The 17,409-nt window shown below is 70.0% G+C and carries 11 protein-coding genes; 5 read left to right on the top strand and 6 right to left on the bottom strand.

Translation table 11 applies throughout. The annotated features are described in order from the left end of the window. The first annotated feature begins 282 nt into the window (after window positions 1-282). Window positions 283-1,746, top strand: coding sequence for a septation protein SepH (gene sepH / locus LF262_RS00400; protein ID WP_235778327.1), 1,464 nt, complete (start codon window positions 283-285; stop codon window positions 1,744-1,746). Between the two features lie 61 nt (window positions 1,747-1,807). On the opposite strand, the gene LF262_RS00395 is transcribed toward sepH, so the two are convergent. From LF262_RS00395 to LF262_RS00385, 3 genes are read right to left on the bottom strand one after another with little or no spacing between them, the layout of a single operon-like run. Then, window positions 1,808-3,049 (bottom strand): alkaline phosphatase family protein, encoded by a 1,242-nt coding sequence (locus LF262_RS00395; protein WP_235778326.1) that lies wholly within the window; start codon window positions 3,047-3,049, stop codon window positions 1,808-1,810. Continuing rightward, the gene (locus LF262_RS00390; protein WP_372462690.1) at window positions 3,050-3,751 is read right to left on the bottom strand and encodes a DUF5998 family protein; all 702 of its coding nucleotides are present in this window, start codon (window positions 3,749-3,751) and stop codon (window positions 3,050-3,052) included. A 37-nt stretch (window positions 3,752-3,788) separates the two neighbouring features. After that, a complete protein-coding gene (locus LF262_RS00385) occupies window positions 3,789-6,500 on the bottom strand; it encodes a bifunctional acetate--CoA ligase family protein/GNAT family N-acetyltransferase (RefSeq protein ID WP_235778324.1) in 2,712 nt (903 codons plus the stop codon). 52 nt (window positions 6,501-6,552) lie between these two features. On the opposite strand from LF262_RS00385, the gene LF262_RS00380 reads away from it, so the two are divergent. Further along, on the top strand, window positions 6,553-9,105 hold the full coding sequence (locus LF262_RS00380; RefSeq protein WP_268933464.1) for a DNA gyrase/topoisomerase IV subunit A: 2,553 nt from the start codon (window positions 6,553-6,555) through the stop codon (window positions 9,103-9,105). A gap of 9 nt (window positions 9,106-9,114) precedes the next feature. After that, window positions 9,115-9,633 carry a DinB family protein gene (locus tag LF262_RS00375; RefSeq protein WP_235778323.1) on the top strand — a complete coding sequence of 173 codons (519 nt, stop codon included), beginning with the start codon at window positions 9,115-9,117 and terminating at the stop codon, window positions 9,631-9,633. 42 nt (window positions 9,634-9,675) lie between these two features. Here the strand turns inward: LF262_RS00375 and cydD are convergent, their stop codons facing one another. The 3 genes from cydD to LF262_RS00360 are packed head-to-tail and all read right to left on the bottom strand — an operon-like array spanning window position 9,676 to window position 15,785. Continuing rightward, complete coding sequence (cydD, locus tag LF262_RS00370; protein WP_235778322.1) at window positions 9,676-13,050, bottom strand: thiol reductant ABC exporter subunit CydD; 3,375 nt, start codon at window positions 13,048-13,050, stop codon at window positions 9,676-9,678. Between the two features lie 27 nt (window positions 13,051-13,077). Then, window positions 13,078-14,139: a cytochrome d ubiquinol oxidase subunit II gene (cydB, locus tag LF262_RS00365; RefSeq protein ID WP_235778321.1), complete on the bottom strand. Its 1,062-nt coding sequence runs from the start codon at window positions 14,137-14,139 to the stop codon at window positions 13,078-13,080. 11 nt (window positions 14,140-14,150) lie between these two features. After that, window positions 14,151-15,785 carry a cytochrome ubiquinol oxidase subunit I gene (locus LF262_RS00360; protein WP_235778320.1) on the bottom strand — a complete coding sequence of 545 codons (1,635 nt, stop codon included), beginning with the start codon at window positions 15,783-15,785 and terminating at the stop codon, window positions 14,151-14,153. 223 nt (window positions 15,786-16,008) lie between these two features. Between LF262_RS00360 and LF262_RS00355 the strand changes: the two genes are divergently transcribed. Together LF262_RS00355 and LF262_RS00350 are read left to right on the top strand one after the other, a co-directional pair. Next, window positions 16,009-16,368 carry a BlaI/MecI/CopY family transcriptional regulator gene (locus LF262_RS00355; RefSeq protein WP_235778319.1) on the top strand — a complete coding sequence of 120 codons (360 nt, stop codon included), beginning with the start codon at window positions 16,009-16,011 and terminating at the stop codon, window positions 16,366-16,368. Between the two features lie 22 nt (window positions 16,369-16,390). Next, a complete protein-coding gene (locus LF262_RS00350; protein WP_235778318.1) occupies window positions 16,391-17,395 on the top strand; it encodes a M56 family metallopeptidase in 1,005 nt (334 codons plus the stop codon). Window positions 17,396-17,409 lie beyond the last annotated feature (14 nt).

The following is a 17,409-nucleotide window of genomic DNA, read 5'->3' as shown; positions in this document are numbered from 1 at the left end:
GCTCCGTAAAGCTAGCCATGTCACGTGGCATCCCACGTAGTCCACTCCAACGCACTCGGCCCCCATTTTGTGCCCAGTGACGGGGAGATTGTTCCCGATGCCGGGCGAAAACGCCACTTTGCGCCGGAACATTCCCGGCGCGTGCTCCCCAGAGGGTCCCTCCCGCTCGACGCACAACGCCGCCGAGGCGCGAAAATTCGCGGCACACCGTCCGCCTAGCCCACCAACGTGCCCTATGGATGGCACAGTTCTACTCAGACCTAGAGCAAGCTGGAGGCGTCAATGCGGGAGCTAGCGCACAATCAAGCGCAGGAGCTGCGGCTCGTGGGCGTCCACGAGGACGGCGCACACCTCCTCGTGAGCGCCGCGAACGGGGATGTTTTCCGGCTCCCGCTCGACGAGGCGCTCCGCCGAGCTGTGTCCCGCCCGGCACCCCAGCGCCCTGCGCCGAATGGGAGTGATGGGGCGGCCATGAGCCCGCGCCAGATCCAAGCCGAGATCCGGGGCGGTGCGACAGCTGAGGAGGTCGCGGCCAGCTCAGGCACCCCGTTGGCCCGCGTCCAGCGCTTCGAGGGCCCCGTACTGGCCGAGCGAGAGCACATGGCCCGCCGTGCGCAGGCCGTCGAGGTCCCGGGCAGGATCCCCACCCAAGAGGGGCTCCGCGGCCCACTGGCGGACCGGCCCACTACGCTCGGCGAGATGGTCGCGTACAGGCTCTCACTGCATGGGGTGGCCCCAGACAGCGTCGAATGGGACTCGTGGCGGCGCCCGGACGGGCAGTGGACCGTCGTGGCGCGCTTCGCCCTACCGGGGGGCTCGCCATCATCCATCGGCGAAGAGCCGCCAGCGACGTGGACGTATCATCCCGTCCATAGGACCATCGCGAATGCGAACCGGTGGGCCCAGCAGCTCAGCGAACTCGAGCCGCTGGACGGGCCATCCCCGCGCAGGCGCCTCGCCGCCGTCTCCGACCGGCCCTTCGACGTGGAGGCCCCAGAACTCCCTCACCGCAGCGGCGTGCCTGGCGCGGCACCCATAGACCGAGAGGCCGAGCTCCTGGATGTACTGCGCGCGCGCCGGGGGCAGCGTCTGGGAGTCGACGAGGAGGCTGACGATGCCCTCGCCCTGCTCCTCACCCACGGAATTCCCGCCGCACATCCCCGGCCTGAGACCGTAGAGGATACCGTCGACAAGCCGACGGCCCATCCCGCCGGCCAGCGCAGAGAGGATGTGGCGGGGCCCAGCACCGTGGACCGATCCGACGGTTCCGACGGGGCCGAGGACCGTTCCGGCCCCGATGGCGACCACGCTGCACCCGGCCCACTGCAGCGCGGCGGGATCACGTCCCTGCTCTCCCGCCTCAACGCGCGCACGCACGGCGGCGACGAAGGTCCCCTCGGCCTCCATTCCGGCATGAGCACCGCAACCCGGGAGATCACCGTGGTCCCAGCACCCCGCCGTGGCGATACCGACCGTGGCGACGCCCACCGTGGCGATACAGGCCGTGACAATGCCGACCACAGCGACGACCGCGCTCCCTCAAGCGACCATGAACCTCCGGCGGGCTCGTCCACTCAAGCGTCGGCGCCGGAGACGGCCGCGGGCCCGGGCGAGCCGGGACGTGCGGTCCGGGATGCTGCTGGCAGCTCGGACAGCGACGCGGAGGCGCGGCCACGGTCCTCGCGGGCCAAGCGTTCCTCGGTGCCGAGTTGGGATGAGATCGTGTTCGGCACCAAGGGCGATTGAGTGCGCGACGAACGTACCCCTCACCCTAGAACTGCCCTAGTCCCCGAAGGGCAGGAGTTGTTCAGCCACGCCTGCCTCGCTTCCCCTGAGTCTTGCCCCGGGCGCGGAAGGCGATCAATGGCACCTGGCGTTCGGCCTTGGTCCACGAGCCGTGCTGACCCACCATCTGGAACGCCTGCGGTCTCGCCCGCCGACCGTCGTAGAGCGCCACATCTCCATGGACCGCAACCATAAGGTCGCCGATCCTTGCGTGCACGCTCTCGGTAACCACGGGCCCGAAGAGGCCGTGGTCGATCGCCTCCCGGCGCGTGAGAATCCAGGCCTGGTTCCCGAAGCGCTCGCGCCAGCGCGCGGCGACGCCTGCGACGACGGCATCGCGCCCGTTGTCAGTCGCTACGCGTGCTCCCTCGACGTGGAGGTGCACCATGCGAGGTTCTCCCGCAGTGTGCCGGACGCCTTCCGTGAGGTACGGGTCGGCGCCGATGTCGAGGCGGCGGGAGGCCTCAATGTCGACCATCCCGTGGTCCCCCACCACGAGCACAAGGGTGTCCTTGGGAAGCTGTGCATCGAGACGGCGCAGGCAGGAATCGACTTCCTCGAGCGCGTCCTCCCACTCCCGGGAGGCCCAGCCGTACTGGTGACCTGCCTTGTCGAGCTCGTTGAGGTAGAAGTAGGCCAGCATGCGGGGGTGTGCCGCCATGGCCTCGGAGGCCGCCGTCGTGCGTGCATGGAGGCCGAGCGCGCCAATGAACTCGCCCCCGCGCAATGCCGCGCGCGTCATGGCCGAACCCTCGAACTGCGGCAGGCTGATGGTGGCCACGTGGATGTCGGGGTGGATGCGTTCGAAGACAGTGGGCCACGGCTGCCACTTCCTAGGGTCCACGTCCGGGTCCCAGCCGTTCAGCTGGTTGACCACGCGGTCGAGGTGGGGCGCGTAGACGTCGTACCCGACCATGCCGTGCTGTCCCGGCGGAACGCCCGTGCCAAGGCTCGCGAGAGACGCCGCCGTGGTGCTCGGAAAAGCCGCGTCGAGGGTAGCCGGAATGGACTTCTGGCCCTCGGCAGCCTTCTGGCGCAGGAACGGCGTGTGAGCCGTTCTCTTGGCCAGGAGGTTCTGGCCGAGGCCGTCCACCATCACAAGGCAGATGCGTACGGCGTCCGGGATCCCGAGAGGGTTGGCGAAGCCTTCGGCGCCCAGGGCAGCGGCGCACGACGGCAGGATGTCCGCCACGGACCGCGAGCCGAACGCCGGAGGTGGCGGAAGCGGCGGAGTGCCCGGCGCGGTCTCGTGCGATGCGGCCATCTAGCGCCCGCCGTGGCCGCGGACCGTGCGGGACGTGAGGCCTCCGAGCCTCGGCCTGGGCGCGGCGGGGGGAAGCGGATGCGACCGAATGCTCACCGAGCGCAGGAGGCGCGCGAAGTACTTGGCGTCGTCGACCGCCCGGGGTCCGTCCGCCTCGGCACTGATCCTCAGGACGAGATCCTCCTGAGCCACGGTGCCCGTGTATCCGTGGTCGGCCTCGCAGTGCGGATCGGCGCATCCGGCAGGCAGGATGTCGAGGCGCTGCCCGCCGCTCCAGGCAATGGCCAAAGTCACCTCACGGACAGGATCGCCTGGGCGGTAGTCGGCAGGCTGGGCATAGACGTAGGAGAGCACCACGGTGGCAATCTGCGCGACCGGGACAGACTCGGTGGACACTTGGGCCGCCATGCTGCTCCCCGCCTCGTCCAGCGGCGCCTCGTCGACATGGGTGACCACGAGCATGTCCTCGGTGAGCGCGAGGACCGTCACATGGCGCCGCACCTCGGACCGCTCGAAGTGGGTCTCGAGGTGGGTCAGGTGCGCGAGCGGGGCGTCGCCGTCGAGCGCGTCGGCGACGACATCCCCGACGAGCAATGGGTAGAAGCCCGTCCTCTCGAGCGCTGCAGTCAGGGTCTCCCCTGTGCCTGAGCTGCGCTGCTGGCCTGTGGATGCCCCGGACGCGTTGTGGCTCATGGGCGCCATTGTCCCAGACTGCGGCTGGGCACCCCAAAACCCGACGTCACTGCGCGATCATGGCACGCCGCGCACTGTCCATGCGTTGGGCCGCGTTCCCCACCCAGACCTCCGCGGCGAGCACCGTGAGGCCCTCCGCGCTCACGACGACGGGCTTGAGCTCGAGGAGTGACACCTCGGGATGCCTGTCCTTCAGAAGCGACACCCGGCCCACGAGGTCCTCGAGCGCCGGCACGTCGAGGGCGGGGAGGCCCTCGTGGCCGAAGAGCTTCACGGAAGTCCGCGGCGAGCGGACCAGCTCAGTCACATCCCCTGTGGTGAGCGGCGTGATCCGATGCGCCCAGTCGTCGAGGAGGGACACGGCGTCGCCTGCAAGCCCGAACGACAGGACCGGGCCGAGAAGCGGGTCCTCGATCGCCCTGATCACACAGGCCTGGCCCAAGGGGGCCATGCTCTGCACCTCGAAGTGGGCTCCTCCATAGGGCGCGAGGGAGTGCCGCATCTGGTCGAACTCGGCGCGCAGGTCCGCTGCACCGCGCACGTCGAGCCGCACGGCACCCAGGTCCAGGCGTGCGCGGAGATTGTCCGCGGCGGACTTGATGGCTACCGGCCATCCCAGCTCGTCGGCCGCAGCGACGGCCTCCTGAGCAGTGGCCACCGGACGTGCGGGGAGCACGGGGATCCCGTAGCAAGCCAGGAGCCGCGCGGCGACCTCCGCGTCAAGCCGGACCAGGTCGGTGCCCTCGACCCCCTCGAGCGCGGAACCGATGATCGCCTCGGCCGCATCGTCGTCGAACTCCGCCTCGAACAGCGTCCCCTGATCATGGGCCAGCCAATCGCTGTACCGGGCCACCGCCGCCAGGGCCGACACGGCGTCTCCCGCGCTCGAATAGCTCGGCACCGCCGCGGGCCGGGGAACATCGTCCGCGGGCCCGTCATCAGGGACCGGCAGGAGTCCCGCGGTGTCCACGTGACGGTCCAGCACGCCGGGGAACGCCGCGACGACCGTCTTGCGGAGTGCCCCGGCCCCCTCGGCAAGGGCCTGCGCGATCGCAGGGACGCGCACCCCGGCGGCGGGCAGCAGCGCGACGACGACCGAATGGACGTCCTCGCGCGAGCCGAGTTCGGCGAGTCGGCGCCGGAGCTCGACCGGGGCCAGCGACTGCCCTTGGGACAGGTCGAGGTCCCCCACCGTCGCGATGACGTTGAGCCCCTCCCCCTCGGCACTGTCCGAGACGACCCGGGCCAGGGGCAGCGAGTTGCTCAAGACTGCGATGTTCGGCCCCGCGGGCAGGGTGCCGACGGCGATCTGGGCAACGTCGATGAGCTGCTCTACTGTACTGACGCGGATGACGCCCGACTGCCGGAGCACCGCGTCGAGCGCCCCTTGGGGTGCCTGGGTTGTCCGGACCGAGTGGCCCGGCGGAAGGCGGAGGCCGGTGAGCTCGCTCTTGGCGACGATGACGGGTTTGCTGCGCGCGAGTCTGCGCGAGATGCGCGAGAACTTGCGCGGATTTCCGAATGATTCGAGGTAGAGGCCCACGGCGTTCGTCGCGACGTCATCCTCCCAGTACTGCATGAGGTCATTGCCGGACACATCCGCGCGGTTGCCGGCAGAGACAATCGACGAGAACCCGAGGAAACGCCGCTCGGCTGCAGCATAGAGCGCAATCCCGATCGACGCCGACTGGCTGAACACCCCGAGGCTTCCCTGGCGTGGGAGCTTGGGCGCGAGCGATGCGTTGAGCTTGACCTCCGGATCGGTGTTCGCGATGCCGAGGGACTCGGGCCCGACGACGCGCATGCCGTGGGCGCGGGCATGCCGGACAATGTCCCGCTGCCGAATGAGGCCATCCTCGCCGCGCTCAGCAAAGCCACCGGACGCGATGACCACGCCCTTGACGCCTGCTGCGGCACACTCGGCGACCACGCCCGCAACTTCCTCATAGGGCACAGCGACGACCGCGAGGTCGACCGGCTCCGGTACCTCGCCGATGCGCCCGTAGGCCATCATCCCGCCCAGCTCGAGGGCCTCCGGGTTGATGGCATACAAGCGGCCCGCAAAGCCGCCTTCGACGATGTGCTCGAGCAGCTGGTAGCCGAGGGTTCCCCACGTGCGGCTCGCGCCGATCACGGCGACCGACTCGGGCGCGAGAAGGCCCAGCACGCTTCGCGCCTCGGCTCGATGCTCCCGCGACTCCATGACGGCGCGGGACTTCTCGGTCGGATCGATCTCGAACTCGACGCTCACCACGCCATCGTCGAAGTGGCGGTTGACCGCGTATCCCGCTTCGGCGAAGACCATGAGCATCTTGCGGTTCTCGGGCAGCACCTCGGCGGTGAAGCGGCGGATGTGGTTCTCCCGCGCGGCAGCGGCGAGGTGCTCGAGGAGGATCGAGCCTATGCCGCGGCCCTGGTGCCGGTCGGCGATGTTGAAGGCAACCTCGGCCTCGGTCGGATCGGTGAGGCGGTCGTACCGGCCCACGCCAATGATCTCGTCCCCGATGGTGATGACAAATGCGACCCGGTCACGGTAGTCGACCTCTGTGAAGCGCTTGAGCTCCGCAGCGGTCAGGCGCGCCTTGTAGCTGAAGAACCTGAGGTAGATCGATCCCTCGGACTGGTGGACGTGGAACTCCTGCAGCGCCTCGGCATCCTCGGGGCGGATGGGCCTGAGGTGGGCCGTCCCCCCATCACGGAGTACGACGTCCGCTTCCCAGTGGTGTGGATATGCGCTGGCCATAACCGGTTCCGCCATAGGCTTAGCCTAGTTCAGGCCCCCGCAGCACAAATGAAGGATCCACCCAGTCTTGGCACGTCGACAGAATCCGCGCAGCAGCGCAGGAGCCCGCTCCGGCGGGGACACTCTCCCCGGGACGGACGATTTCGCGGAGAACATCACCGACATCGACGTCGCCGAGGAGATGGAGACTTCCTTCCTCGAGTACGCCTATTCGGTCATCTACTCGCGCGCCCTCCCGGACGCCCGAGACGGCCTCAAGCCCGTCCAGCGCCGCATCCTGTACATGATGAGCGACATGGGCTTGCGCCCGGACCGCGCTCATGTCAAGAGCGCGCGTGTGGTCGGCGAGGTCATGGGCAAGCTGCATCCGCACGGCGACGCGGCCATCTACGACGCGATGGTCCGAATGGCCCAAGGCTTTTCGCTGCGGCTTCCGCTCATCGACGGCCACGGCAACTTCGGCTCCCTCGACGACGGCCCGGCGGCTCCGCGCTACACCGAGGCGCGGATGGCCGCCGCCTCGCTCGCGCTCACCGGCGACCTGGACGAGGACGTCGTCGATTTCGTCCCGAACTACGACGGCCAGCTGACCCAGCCCGAGGTGCTCCCCGCGGCCTTCCCGAACCTCCTCGTGAACGGTGCCAGCGGCATCGCGGTAGGCATGGCCACCAACATGGCCCCGCACAACCTCGGCGAGGTCATCGCGGCGGCGCAGCTGGTCGTCGGCAACCCGGAGGCGACGCTCGAGGAGGTCATGGAGCTCGTTCCGGGCCCGGATCTGCCCTCGGGCGGCCAGATCGTCGGCCTCGATGGCATCCGCGACGCCTACCGGACTGGGCGCGGATCGTTCAAGACGCGCGCACGGGTCGCGATCGAGCAGATCTCGGCCCGCCGAACGGGTCTCGTGGTCACCGAGCTGCCCTATGTGGTGGGCCCCGAGAAGGTCATCGAGAAGATCAAGGACGCGGTCAACTCCAAGAAGCTCGCCGGGATCAGCGATGTCACCGACCTCACTGACCGCAAGCACGGCCTGCGGCTCGTGATCGAGGTGAAGAACGGGTTCAACCCCCAGGCCGTCCTGGCGCAGCTCTACCGCTATACGCCGCTCGAGGACTCGTTCGGGATCAACAACGTCACGCTCGTCGATGGACAGCCTCAGACCCTGGGGCTCCTGCCGCTCCTGCACGTGTACGTTGACCACCGGCTCGATGTGGTGCGGCGGCGGACCGCGTTCCGGCTGGGCAAGCGCAAGGACCGCCTCCACCTCGTCGAAGGCCTCCTCGTGGCCATCATGGACATCGACGAGGTCATCCAGATCATCCGCACCTCGGACGAGGCCTCGGCCGCGCGCGAGCGGCTCATGTCGATCTATGACCTCACCGAGGTTCAGGCGAGCTACATCCTCGAGCTGCGCCTGCGGCAGCTGACCAAGTACTCGCGCATCGAGCTCGAGAAGGAGCAGGACGAGCTCCGCCGCGAGATCGCCGACCTCGAGGCGATCCTCGGCTCGGACTCGCTCCTGCGCGAACTCGTCTCCCGGGAGCTCGGCGAGGTCGCCGCGACCTACGGCACCCCACGGCGCACGGTGCTCCTCGAGCACGACGACGCCCCTCCCCTCGGGAGCAAGGCCTCGGCCAGCGCCGTGTCCGGCGGCCCGGCGGCGGCGAAGGGGAAGCCCGTGCCCCTGCCGCTCGAGATCGCCGACGAGCCCTGCTGGGCCATCCTCTCCGCCTCGGGCCTGGTAGCCCGCACTGCGCATGCCGAGCCGCTGGCCGAGTCGGGTCCACGCGTGCGCCACGACGTGTTCCGCTCGGTGGTACGCACGACGGCGCGTGGCGAGGTTGGCGCGCTGACCTCGGGCGGGCGCATGCTGCGGCTCCAAGTCGTCGACCTGCCACTCCTCGCGCCATCCTCCGGCCTGCCCAACATGGCCGGCGGCATGCCCGCGAAGGATTTCATGGCGATAGCGAAGGGCGAGACGCTCGTTGCGCTCGTCCCGCTGGATGCCGTGGTCGCGATGGGCACGACTCTGGGCATCGTGAAGCGGGTCTCCCCCGACTATCCGCTCAACCGCGAGGATTGGGAGGTGATCGCCCTCAAGGAGGGCGACGCCGTGATCGGGGCGGCTCCCGCCTCGGACTCCGACACGCTCGTCTTCGTCTCCGCGCAGGCGCAGCTCCTGCGCTTCGAAGGCTCGGCAGTCCGCGCCCAGGGCCGCACCGCGGGCGGCATGGCGGGGATCAAGCTGGCGGAGGACGATTCGGCGGTCTTCTTCGGCGTGGTCGCCGCAGACGATGCGGAGGCCGACGCCGTCGTGGTCACGATCGCCGGCGCAAGCGATGCACTGCCCGGGACGAGCACCGGGACGGTCAAGGTGACGCCGTTCGCCGAGTACCCGGCCAAGGGCCGGGCGACGGGCGGCGTACGGGCGCACCGTTTCCTGAAGGGCGAGGACCGGCTCAGCCTGGCCTGGGCGGGACAGGGGCCTGCTCGGGCCTCGTCCGCGAGCGGCGTGGCGCGCTCGCTGCCCACGGAGTTCGGCCGCCGCGACGGTTCGGGAGTGCCCCTTGCGCAGGCCGTGGACGAGATCGGTCCGAGCTTCGCAGGGCCCCGGGACTAGACTGCGGCCATGCCCATCATCCCCGACTCCAAGGACTGGACCTGGGTCCTCTCCCGCCCCTGCCCGGAGTGCGGATTCGACGCCGATTCCCTCACGCCGCACCAGGTGGCCGCGCGTCTCGACGCGATGCTGCCCCGCTGGGACGAGGTCCTCCAGCGCCACGAAGTGGAGGCGCGTCCCGACGACTCAACCTGGTCGCCCCTCGAGTACGCCTGCCACGTCCGGGATGTCTTCACCCTCTTCCGGGACCGTCTGGGGCTCATGCTCGCCCAGGACGGTGCCCGATTCGCGGACTGGAATCAGGACGCGACGGCTGTCGAGAAGGACTACGTGCACGCAGCCGCCGAGACCGTGCGGGCCGAGCTCGCCAAGGAGGGTGCCAGGACCCGCGACGCCTTCGCCGCCGTGCCCGAGGAGGCCTTCGGCCGCCGAGGGGTGCGGAGCAACGGCAGCGAGTTCACGGTGATGACACTCGCCCGGTACTTCCTGCACGACGCAGTGCATCACCTTCACGACGTCGCGGGCTGATCCCCCTGGGCGCCCGGGGCGAGGTTGCCCGCCGCCCCGGTGTCAGCCGACGACCTGAGCCGGCCGGGCGGCGTCGCGCGCCGTCGGGGTGCCTTTCCCGTCCATCCGTACGAGCACGTCCCCGGGCAGGAGCTCGGTCGCGTGGTGGGTCACCATGATCACAGTCCTGTGGGCGAGCGCAGTGTGCAGGGCTTCGACGAGCTCGAGCCCGGACTCTGGGTCGAGGTGCGCGGTCGGCTCGTCCAGGAGCACCACGTCCGCGCCGGCGAGCAGCGTCCGAGCAACGGCGAGACGCTGACGCTGGCCGCCGGAGAGGAACGATCCACGGCTGCCGATACGGGCATCGAGCCCACCGGGCAGCGATCGAATGTGCTCGAGCAGCCCGACGCGATCGAGAGCGTCCTCGAGCTCCGCGTCCGACGGCGCGTGGTCGCGGTCGCGGGCGATGGCGAGGTTTCCCCGCACGGTCGAGTCGAACAGGTGCGACTCCTGGGGACACCAGGCCACGCGGCCTGCCACGTCCGCACTCCCAGTGCGGGGCTGCAGGAAACCGGTGAGGAGGGCTAGCATCGTCGACTTTCCGCTCCCCGACGGCCCGGCGACGACGACCCAGTCCCCAGGGTGCGCCCCGAGCGTGAGGCCGGACACCACATCTGGCCCCCCGGGCCAGCCTGCGCTCACCTCTCGCAGGTGGACGCCGCCCTCCCGAGAGGACCCAGGGCTTGGTGCGGCGGACGGGAACGATCGCGGCGCCGTGCGTGGGGTCTGCTCCGACGCGATGCGCATGAGCGCCGAGCGCAGTGCCGGGACCTGCTGCACGGCAGTGCTCGCCGCGGCGAGCGGCTCCGCGAGGGCAAGCTGGAGCAGGAGGACTGCGGCGGCGGTGGTGGTCTGGACCCCGGCTCCCTGAGCGGCGACGAGGGTGAATGCGGCAGCGGCTCCGGTCGCGGCGATCACGACGCCCTGCGCGAGGCCCTCCGCCGCCGCGCCCCGCCGTTCCAGCCGTGAGAGTGCGGAGTCCTCGCTCCGGAGTGCCGCGAGCACGGCACCAGTCCGCGCGTTGGCGCCGAGGTCTCCGGCCGCCGCGAGCGCCTGCCCGATGCGCGCCATGAACCGCGACCGCCCCGTCTGGAGCCGCATTGCGGAGCGGCTGTCGGCAGCCAGGGCGAGCGCGGGAGCGGCCACGAGGGACACCCCGAGCGCGGCGGCGAGCACGGGCAGCTGCGCCGGCAGGAGGAGCCCCACCGCCGTGAGCGCGCCTGCGCCCACCAGGATGGCGGTGGCGATTGGGTGGAGGACGCGCGGAAGCTGGTCGCGGACGGCCTCGACATCCCCGACCAGCGCCTCGAGCGCGGCGCCGGGGACGAGCAGCCGGCGCGCCGAGAGGCCGCGGGCAGACAGGGCGCCCCACAGCCGGTCGCGCAGCACGGTCAGGGTCGACAGCACTGCTGAGTGCACCAGGAGCCGCTCGCGGTACCGGAGCGCTGCCCGGGCCACCCCGAAGAATCGGACTCCCGTGATGGCCGTGAGGAGGTACAGAATGGGCGGCTGCTCGCTGGCCCGCACGATGAGCCACCCGGAGAGGGCCGAGAGCGCGACGGCCGCGGAGGCGGCGCCGAGGCCGGCGAGGGCTGCGCGCACATAGGTGCCGGCGTCGGGGCGCACGAGCGCGGCGAGCGCGCGCAGCCACGCGCCCCCGTGGGCCGCGGGCTCCATCGCTGGACCCCGGCTCGGGGGCGCGGCGGTGTCTGCCACGTCGGCGCCGAACCGCTCCGAGGCCGCCGCGGACGACGGCGCCAGCTCGACCACGTGGTCGGCGAGGGCTGCCGTGCGGGGCTCGTGTGAGACGAGCAGGACGGTCGCCCTGTTCTTGAGGGACTCAATGGCGTCCTCGACAAGGCGCGCAGAGGCCTCGTCGAGGTGTGCCGTGGGCTCGTCGAGCAGCACGAGGTCGGCGCCGTCCGCGACTCTGGCGAGTCCGCGGGCCACTGCGAGGCGGCGCTGCTGGCCCGGGCTCAGTTCGGCCGGATCGGCATCGGCAAGGCCTTCGAGGCCGAGCCGGGCGAGGAACGAGGGGGCGAGGGCCTCGTCGCACTCCCCCGCCGTCCCCGCGTAGAGGGCGAGCTCAGCGGCCACGCTGCGCCCCGTGAACTGAGGGTGCTGGGGGACCCAGGCGATCCGCCCGGGATCGGCCCCCTGTACCGTGCCCGTGACGGATGCCCCAACGCCGTCCCGGACAAGCCCGGCGATGGCGGCGAGGACCGTCGTCTTGCCCGATCCGCTCGGACCTGAGAGCACGGTGATCTTCCCCGCGCTGGCTGTGAAGCTCAGCGGCCCGACGGCGTCGTATGGGGTCGAGCCGTATCGCACCGTGAGCGCGTCCGCGCGGAGGCACGGCAAGGAGCGCTCACCGGCGGTGCCCGCCGCGGGCGGCTCAAGGAGGGCTGGGCCCCTGGACACGACGAGGCGCGCCCTGGTGCGGCGGAGGGCCTCGGAGCCGTCCTCGCTCGCATGGTGCGCGGTGCCGAGGTCGCGGAGGGGCTGGAAGCACTCTGGGGCGAGGATGAGCGCGAGGATCCCAGCCTCGAGCGTCATGTCCCCGTACACGAGGCGGATGCCGATGAAGACAGCCACGACCGCGACCGAGATCGTTGTGATGAGCTCGAGCGCGAGCGCGGACAGGAAGGCGACCTTGAGTGTTGCCATCGTGCGGGCCTTGTAGGCGCGCGAGAGCTCCGCGAGCGCCTCGCGCTGCTCCCCTGCCCGCCCCAGCCCGACCAGCACAGGCAGCCCCTGGGCCAACTCGACCAGGTGCGATCCGAGCCGCAGGAGCGACTGCTGCGCCTCGGACACCGCGCCGACCGTATGGCGCCCGATGAGGACCATGAAGAGTGGCACGAGCGGGAGCGTCAGCACGAGGATGAGGGCGCTGACCCAGTCGGCGCCCAGGATGCGGGCCCCGACCAGCACCGGCACGGCGGCGGTCTGGACCACAGCCGGAAGGTACTGTGTGTAGAGGGAGTCGAGGCCGTCGAGGCCCCTGCCGGCGAGCACAGCGGTCGCGGCGGCCGACGACGCGACGCGGGTGGCGCCGTCGTCCGCCGGATCCGATCCCGCAGGTGAGGCGAGGCCGGCCGCCAGCAGCTCGGAGCGGAGCCCCTCCTTGACCCCGACGGCAGCCCACCTACCCACGGCGGACATTCCCCAGTGTGCTGCCGCCCGGACGAAGATTCCGCCTGCCGCCCACACTGTCGCGGCACGGACATCGGCGAATCCTCCGATGCTGGCGAGCGCCGCAAGGCCCGAGGCGACTCCCTGCGCCATGAGCACCAGGCCCACTGCCTTGGCCACGGCGAGGAGGCCGAGGCCAAGGAGTGCGCGCCGGGTCGTCGGGCCCAGGGGGATGTCCGGTTTCATCGAGTGCTGTTCCTCCCGCGGGGCGCCCTACGCCTGACGGCCCGTGACGAGACGCATCACCGTGGCCGGCACCACGGAATGGGCCGTCGGGATGCTGTCCACGCTGAGGCGCCGACGGAACACTGAGTAGGTCCACGTCTGGTAGACGAGGACCAGCGGCAGGCCGATGAGCGCGACAACGGTCATGAGTCCGAGCGTGTAGTCGGAGGACGACGCGTTGACGACAGTGAGGTTGTTCGCTGCGCCGAGCGTGGAGGGCAGCACCACGGGGAACACGGCCGAGAAGATGGCAGCTGCGCCGGCTGCGAGGAACACGGCGAGGCCGATGAACGCCCGGCCCTCCGAGCCGCGCCGTCCCAGTCTCCATGCTGTGAGGGCGGCGCCCGCGGCGATGAGCGTGAGAGTCCAGCTCCACCACGCGCCTGCGCGGATCTGGACCGCGAGGACCCAGACGACCAGCGGCAGGACCGCCAGCGGCAGCCACCGGACGAACGCCGCGTGGGCGCGGGTGCGGATCTCGCCGTCAGTCTTGAGGGCGATGAATGCCAGCGCGTGCACGAGGGCAAAGGCGACGACGGCTGCGCCGCCGAGGACGGCATACCAGTTCAGCCACACGAACGGACCGCCCACACGGTCACCGTTCGCGTTCAGCGGCAGTCCGGTGGTGGTGAGGGAGAGCATGGCTCCGATGCAGAAGGCTGCCACCCCGGAGCCTAGGGCGAGCGCCCAGTCCCACGACGCACGCCAGCGGTCCGAGTGGACCTTGCCGCGGTACTCGATGGCGACGGCACGGAAGATGAGTGCCACGAGGGCGATGGTCAGCGGCAGGTAGAGCGCCGAGAAGAGCGAGGCGTACCAGCGCGGGAACGCGGCGAACGTCGCGCCGCCCGCGGTGAGCAGCCACACCTCGTTGCCATCCCACACGGGGCCGATGGTGTTCAGGAGCACGCGCCTCTCGCGCTCGCCGCGGGCGAAGAGCTTCATGTGCATCCCGACGCCGAGGTCGAAGCCCTCGAGGAAGAGGTAGCCGACCCAGAGGACGGCGATGGCGCAGAACCAGACGGTTGGGAGAACGGGGACGGTTTCCATATGCGCTGCTCCTAGTAGGCGAAGGCCAGGACGTCATCGGCGGGCTGAGGGCCGCCGACGCCCGATTCCTCGTCATGCGAGGCGTCGTCGTCCTGATTCCGCGCGGCATAGGCAAGCTCGGGCATTGCGGAGGCAACGCCGCCGCGGGTGTAGGTGATCAGCAGCCGGACCTCTACGACCATGAGCGCGGCATAGATCAGGGTGAGGACGATGAGCGAGGTGAGGATCTCACCGGCGCTCACGCCCGGCGAGACGGCGGCTGCCGTGAACATGAAGACCTGGTCGAAACTTCCGGCCATGGCCGGGTTGGGCGCGACCACGAAGGGCTGGCGGCCCATCTCGGTGAAGATCCAGCCTGCCGCGTTCGCATCGAACGGGGCGAGGATGCCGAATACGGCCAAGCGCATGAGCCAGCGCGATTGCGGGACCGTGCCCGTGCGGACGGCGATGAGGGCGATAAGCGCCGCGAGTGCGGCGAGGCCACCGAAGCCGATCATCGCCCGGAAGCCCCAGTAGGTGACCTCCATGACGGGGACGTACTGGATCTCCTTGCCGGCGCGGTCGCCGTACAGCGGGTTGTCCGGAAGATGTCTGCCGTAGGCCTGCTCGTACTCGGGAATGAGTGTGTTGACGCCCTTGACCTGGGTGGTGAAGTCCCCCTTGGCGAGGAAGGACAGTAGGCCTGGGACCTCGATGACGGCGGCGACGTCGTTGCAGTCCCGCGAACCGACGTTGCCCACGGAGAGGACGGAGAATCCGGTGCCGTCGTGGCAGGCCGCCTCTGCTGCGGCCATTTTCATGGGCTGCTGCTCGAACATGAGCTTGCCCTGGAAGTCCCCGGTGATGGCTGTTCCTGCAAAGGAGATCATCGCGACAACGGCGCCGATCCGCAGGGACTTGAGCCACACGGCGTGGTCGGTGCGGTCACGCCCGGGCACCCCGGGCGCCTCGCCGACCACGACCCGCTCCTTGCCGCGCGCCTTGCCCACCTGGGCGATCGCCACGGTGTCGATGCCGTCGTGCCGACGGCGCCAGAGATGGTACCAGGCGATGCCGAGGAGGAAGGCGCCGGCCACGCCGAGCGCCCCCATGATCGTGTGGGGAACGGCAACAAGGGCTGTGTTGTTCGTGAACACGGCCCACGCGTCCGTCATGACGGGGCGGCCGTCCACGACCGTGACACCCACTGGGTGCTGCATCCAGCTGTTTGCGACGATGATGAAGTAGGCCGAGACCACGGAGCCGATCACCGCGCACCACAGAGCGGTGAGGTGCAGGCCCGGGCGCAGCTGCTTCCACCCGAAGATCCACAGGCCGAGGAATGTCGACTCGACGAAGAACGCGAGCAGGGCCTCCATGGCCAGCGGGGCGCCGAAGACGTCGCCGACAAACCGGCTGTACTCGCTCCAGGCCATGCCGAACTGGAACTCCTGGACGATCCCCGTGGCCACGCCCATGATGAAGTTGATCAGGAAGAGCTTGCCCCAGAACTTGGTCATCCGCAGGAACTCGACCTTGCCCGTGCGGTACCACACCGTCTGCATCACGGCCACGACGAGGCCGAGCCCGATGGTCAGCGGCACCATCATGAAGTGGTAGACAGTCGTGACCCCGAACTGCCACCGTGCTATCTCCAAAACGTCCACGCATGCTCCCGGTTCTGCGCAGCGACTTCTACTTTCTGTAGAAATCTTGACTTCTACATAGTGTAGAACACGTTGGCCGCATCCGTTCCCGCTTGGGCACCCCGGGTAATGCTCAGAGCGAACGTGCCCGCGCGCCGTGTGGCCGATTTTGTTCTACCGTGCGTAGAATGTAAGGGAGCGTCAGGGGCTGGCGCTTAGATCTGGACGTGAGGACTGACACACAATGGCAAGTCTGGGTGAACTCGAGCGTTCTGTGATGGACCTCCTCTGGTCAGCCCACGAGGCCTCCACCGCGAACGATCTGCGTGACCGTCTGGCGGGTGGCCAGGAGAGCAAGGATCTCGCCGTGACCACGGTCCTGACCGTCCTATCGAGGCTCGAGAAGAAGGGCCTCGTAGAGCGCGAGCGCGGCACCAGGCCGCACCGCTACCGCGCCGTATCCACCCGCGAGGACCACACCGCGCGCCTCATGCACGAGGCCCTCGGAACAGCCCCGGACCGCGAGGCTGTCCTCGCACGCTTCATCGGCTCCGTGACCGAGGCCGAGGCAGCCACCCTGCGCAAGCTCTTGGCCCGCAGCTGACCTGCATCACCCCAGCGCGCAGGTGCTCATAACCTCCTACCTCCTCGCGCTGCTGGCACTGCTGCTCGCGTGGCCCGTGCCGGTGGCGCTCTCCCGCGCCCACTGGCCAGCCCGCTCCCCGTTCACAGCCATGGTCCTGTGGCAGTCGATCGCCCTCGCGGGCGGGCTGTCCATGATCGGCGCGATGCTCGTGTATGGGCTCTCTCCACTGGGGGACAGCCTCGTCGGCGCCATACGCCGGGCGCTCACCATCGTGCTGGGCAACGCCTCGGCCGGCGAGCTGCGCTTCTGGCACCTCTTCGCCCTGAGCGCCGCAGCGCTCCTGAGCACCCACCTCGTGTTCACGCTCCTGCTCACGTATGCGCGCGTTGTCAGGCAACGGCGCCGCCACCGCGAGCTCCTCGCGCTGCTGAGCTCGCCGTCCGGGGCCCTTGAGCACACATGGGTCATCAGCCACCCGGCCCCCGTCGCCTATTGCCTGCCCGGTGGGTCACGCTCGGTCACGGTGCTCTCGGACGGGCTCATGGAAACGCTCGCACCCGAGGAGCTCGACGCCGTCGTGAGCCACGAGAAGGCTCACCTCACCCAACGCCACCACCTGCTGCTGTGGGCCTTCGAGGCATGGCGCTCGGCCCTTCCCTGGCTGCCCACGAGCCGGCTTGCGCGTCAGGCCGTCAACTCGCTCGTCGAGATGCTCGCAGACGACGTCGCGCGTCGCCACGCCCGCGATGAGGTGCTCGTCCGAGCCATCGCCCTTGTAGCCGTCGGAGACCCCACCGATCCGATGAGGAGTACGGACGACGCCGCGGTGCCGGCGCTGAGGGCCCGCTCCGCACCCGCTGGGTCTGGCGCTGACCTTCCATCGGCCGGCTTCGACTCCGAGGGCGTCGACATCGCTGGGCGTCTGAGCCGGCTGCTCTCGCCCCAGCCTCCGCTCGGCCGCGGCCCGACGGGCCTCGTCCTCTTCGTGAGCGTTCTGCTCATCGCGCTTCCGACTGTCCTGCTCATCGCTCCGGGGCTCGTCTAGCCCCAGCTCCGGGC

Origin of the sequence: Sinomonas notoginsengisoli (assembly GCF_021554725.1) — a bacterium.
Lineage (GTDB): Bacteria > Actinomycetota > Actinomycetes > Actinomycetales > Micrococcaceae > Sinomonas > Sinomonas notoginsengisoli.
This window is presented reverse-complemented; position numbering and strand designations above follow the sequence as displayed.

Bases quoted from the DNA above. Each gene is read 5' to 3' on its own strand.
- sepH (WP_235778327.1), top strand. From the start codon at position 283: ATGCGGGAGCTAGCGCACAATCAAGCGCAGGAGCTGCGGCTCGTGGGC.
- LF262_RS00395 (WP_235778326.1), bottom strand. From the start codon at position 3,049: ATGGCCGCATCGCACGAGACCGCGCCGGGCACTCCGCCGCTTCCGCCA.
- LF262_RS00390 (WP_372462690.1), bottom strand. From the start codon at position 3,751: ATGGCGCCCATGAGCCACAACGCGTCCGGGGCATCCACAGGCCAGCAG.
- LF262_RS00385 (WP_235778324.1), bottom strand. From the start codon at position 6,500: ATGGCGGAACCGGTTATGGCCAGCGCATATCCACACCACTGGGAAGCG.
- LF262_RS00375 (WP_235778323.1), top strand. From the start codon at position 9,115: ATGCCCATCATCCCCGACTCCAAGGACTGGACCTGGGTCCTCTCCCGC.
- cydD (WP_235778322.1), bottom strand. From the start codon at position 13,050: ATGAAACCGGACATCCCCCTGGGCCCGACGACCCGGCGCGCACTCCTT.
- cydB (WP_235778321.1), bottom strand. From the start codon at position 14,139: ATGGAAACCGTCCCCGTTCTCCCAACCGTCTGGTTCTGCGCCATCGCC.
- LF262_RS00355 (WP_235778319.1), top strand. From the start codon at position 16,009: ATGGCAAGTCTGGGTGAACTCGAGCGTTCTGTGATGGACCTCCTCTGG.